Genomic DNA, 3,572 nt, shown 5'->3' with positions numbered 1-3,572 from the left:
GCGGGTCTGGGAGCACCGTGGATGTTGACCGTGCCGCGCGGCCAGCAAGTGCAGACCTCGGTGGAGCTCAAGCCGGGCCTGGAGGCGCCGGTGACCAAGGGCTCTGTGATCGGCAAGGTGGTCGCGACCTCGAACGGTAAGCCAATCGGCGAAGCCCCGCTCGTGGCCCAGGCCGATGTGGAGCGCGCGGGCCTGCTGCTGCGCACGTGGCAGCACATGGCCAAGTTGCTCGGAAAGTGAACGCTGGCAGGCCAGCGCCAACCATGCCAGCGATCGCACATATCGGGCTGTCATTGCCACGCCGCTGCGGTCGGGCATCCTACAAACCTAAACGAAAGCGGCCGGTCGTATTCGGTACGGGAATTGCTACTATCGGCCAGAAACGGCCCTCCGACCATCCGCCGCCAAAGGATTCTCCTGGCCGGTCCCCAGTGGTCATGAACGACGTATCTGCGGCAGCTCAGCCACTGGCCCCTGCTGCCACCCACCGTGCCGGCACAGAGGATAGGGTCAGCCCAAGTTCTTGTCGGCACTTGTGCGCCAGGGCAATTGCGAATCTCCCTGCCACTGCGAGCCCCGCCGCCAGCGTCAGCCGCACTGCTCTCCCAGCGCCAGCGTCGCCGCCGTGAAGCCAGCCTCGACGGCGAGCAGATCGTCTGCTTCCGGCACCGCTTCTCGCGCCCCTTTGATGACCATGCCTGCGTGGCGCTGGAGGCAGGCTGCGTCTTGCGCGCGTTGCACGTGGCCGGCGATCTGGGCGACGGCATCGAGCATACGGATCGCCACAGCCGGGCTCGAACGGGCCGCTTTGCCTGATCTGGTTGGAGGCCAAGTCCACGATCCCTGCAAACGTGGACCCTGGCGCTGCCAGCCGCAGCCGCCCATGAGAGTCGAATCGGTGGGGTGACGGCATATCGCGTCGGGCCAAGCGGCACAGGGATGATCCCAGTCGATCCACACAGGCGATCGCCGTGAACGGATCGTTGATGCCCGGTGACAACGCCCGCACGGCAATCTCGACCAACTGGTTGACCGAGAACTCAACATCTTGGGTGGCGGTGCGCTGGTTGCCGAGCACGAAGGCGGCGTTCATCTTGCCCACCAGGGCTTCAGTGACACGGTGCCCGGGCCGACGCTCCAGCCGCAGCGGCAGATCTTCCTGACTGGCCAGGGCCATCAGGGCCATCAGGGCGTCGGCATCGATCAGCTGCAGATAGCCGTCTTCGGCGGCACCCACGGGACGGGCCTCGAGCGCGAATGCCTGGATCGAGACCGAGACGTGATGAATGAAGTAGATCAGCACCCCAATGCTGACCTTGCCCAGTACCACCTATTCAGCAGCAGTGCTTTCACCAAGCCTCACTTCAACGCGTGAGCCTCGAACGACGCGCCCTGTTCGTTGCCGCACCATGGCGCCGACAACGCGAAGGGGCGGATCTTCCGCCGACAGTGGGGCTGCCTTGTGCGTCAGCGCACAGACGCGGCGGCGCCAGACGTGCACATTGGGGTTCCCGTGCCTCGGGAATCCATTTATCGGGCTAGGCACCTTGCACCGCGTCCGTCGGCTCTGCCTTGCCGAACGCTCTGCGTTCAAAACATTTGAAAGTGAGAACGCCATGCTTCGCCAAACGAAAGACCTGCAGGATCTCGCCATCGTCGCCACCGATGGCGCCATCGGCGACGTGAAAGATCTCTACTTCGATGACGAGGACTGGGGGATTCGCTACCTGGTCGTCGACGCTGGCTCGTGGCTGTCCAGTCGCAAGGTATTGATCTCGCCCATTGCCGCCGGCAAGCCCGATTGGGCCGCCAAGCTGTTGCCGGTCACGCTGACGCGTGAGCAGGTCAAGAACAGCCCCGACATCGACACCGACATGTCGGTCACCCGACAGCACGAGACCGACTATCTCGACTACTACAGCTATCCGTACTACTGGGCTGGCGTGGGCTTGTGGGGCAGTGGCGGGTATCCGAATATGGTCATGCCTGGTTACGCCGGTTACGGGTCTCCAACAGCCAGCCGCGAAGAAGCGGACGCCGCCCAGGCAAGAACCGAAGCACGCCAGCGCGACCAGGACCCTCACCTGCGCAGCTGCAAGGCCGTGGTCGGGTACCACATCCAAGCCAGTGATGGCGAGATCGGGCACGTGCGGGGCCTGCTCGTCGACGAAGAAAGCTGGGCCATCCGATACCTGGTGGTGAGCACGAGCAACTGGTGGCTCGGTCACGACGTGCTGGTGGCGCCGCAGTGGATCAAGAGCGTCAGTTAGGCGGATTGGACCGTCTCGGTCGACCTGACGCGTGATGCCCTGAAGGAGGCACCGTGGTACGACCCGGCAGTGCCGTTTACTCGCGAGATGGAAGTCGCCGTGTTCCAACACTACGGGCGCACGGGGTACTGGCATGACAAGGCGCGCCAGCCGGAAAGGGCCATCCCCAACCGGGCCGATGCCTGACACCCAACAGCGCGCCGCGCCAGCGCGCGACCCGTCGCTGGTCGACATTGTCGATCTGGCGCTGGTGCTCGGCACCGATCTGGAGCTCGGCCTCAGCGCAGAAGAGGCGGCCAAGCGGCTGCGCGCTGGCGGCGCCAACGAACTGCGCGCCGTGCCCCCCGTGCCCGCCTGGCGCCGCGCGCTGGCGCAGTTGCAGGACCCGCTGGTCTACCTGCTGGGTGTAGCAGCGGCTGTGGCCCTGGCCGCTTGGTGGTTCGAAGGCCGGGGCCTGCAAGGCGCGGCTGGCTGGCCGCTGGATGCCATCGTCATCATCTGCGTGGTGGCGCTGAACGCCGTGCTGGGCTGGCTGCAAGAGACCAAAGCGGCGCAGGCGGTGGCGGCGCTGGCGAAGATGACCACCGCCACTTCAGCTGTGCTGCGCGGCGGTGCCGTGGACCGGGTGCCCAGCACTGAGCTCGTCAAGGGTGACGTGCTGGTGCTCGCCGAAGGCGACGCCGTGGGCGCCGATGCGCGCCTGGCGCAGGCCGCCGCGCTGAAGCTGCTGGAGGCGCCGTTGACGGGCGAGAGCGAGGCGGTGCTGAAGGATGCGGCGCTGCTGCCCGGACCCGTGGCGCTGGGCGACCGACTGAACATGGTCTTCAAGGGCACGGCGGTCGCGCAGGGCAGCGGCCATGCCATCGTCATCGCCACCGGCATGCAGACCGAGATGGGCGGTATCGCCACACTGCTGGACACCACGCCCGACGCGCCGACGCCGCTGCAAATCGAGATCGCGCATTTGGGCAAGGTGCTGGGGATCGCGGCCTTGGGCGTTGCCGCCGTCGTGGTGGCCACGATCCTGCTCATTTCGGACATCCATGGCGTGGCCGATGTCGTCACGGTGCTGCTGCTGGGCGTGTCGCTGGCCGTGGCCGCCGTGCCCGAGGGCCTGCCTGCCATCCTGTCGGTGGTGCTCGCGATGGGCGTGCGCCGCATGGCGCACCACCACGCCATCGTCAAGAAGCTGGCCTCGGTCGAGACGCTCGGGTCGGCATCCGTCATTGCGTCGGACAAGACCGGCACGCTGACACGTGGCGAGATGACGGTGCAGCGGGTGATGACGGCCTCGGGGCGCAT

The 3,572-nt window shown here is 66.4% G+C and carries 3 protein-coding genes and 2 pseudogenes; 3 read left to right on the top strand and 2 right to left on the bottom strand.

Annotation, left to right across the window (positions count from 1 at the left end):
• Positions 1-240 (top strand): annotated as a pseudogene (locus B3V69_RS07600) (serine-type D-Ala-D-Ala carboxypeptidase); the annotation flags it as partial.
• Positions 241-588: 348 nt separating this feature from the next.
• On the opposite strand, the gene B3V69_RS07595 reads toward B3V69_RS07600, so the two are convergent.
• Together B3V69_RS07595 and B3V69_RS20740 are read right to left on the bottom strand one after the other, a co-directional pair.
• On the bottom strand, positions 589-774 hold the full coding sequence (locus B3V69_RS07595; protein ID WP_296445279.1) for a hypothetical protein: 186 nt from the start codon (positions 772-774) through the stop codon (positions 589-591).
• Positions 775-862: 88 nt separating this feature from the next.
• Positions 863-1,237, bottom strand: a pseudogene (locus B3V69_RS20740) (DUF2254 family protein); the annotation flags it as partial.
• Positions 1,238-1,616: 379 nt separating this feature from the next.
• On the opposite strand from B3V69_RS20740, the gene B3V69_RS07585 reads away from it, so the two are divergent.
• Positions 1,617-2,270 carry a PRC-barrel domain-containing protein gene (locus B3V69_RS07585; protein WP_296445275.1) on the top strand — a complete coding sequence of 218 codons (654 nt, stop codon included), beginning with the start codon at positions 1,617-1,619 and terminating at the stop codon, positions 2,268-2,270.
• A 178-nt stretch (positions 2,271-2,448) separates the two neighbouring features.
• On the top strand, positions 2,449-3,572 hold a 1,124-nt coding region (locus tag B3V69_RS07580; RefSeq protein WP_296445273.1), incomplete at its 3' end, for an HAD-IC family P-type ATPase.

The organism is Rhodoferax sp. UBA5149 (assembly GCF_002413825.1).
Classification (GTDB): Bacteria; Pseudomonadota; Gammaproteobacteria; order Burkholderiales; family Burkholderiaceae_C; genus Rhodoferax.
The sequence above is the reverse complement of the archived record's forward strand: the minus strand, read 5'-3'. Positions and strand labels throughout refer to the sequence as shown.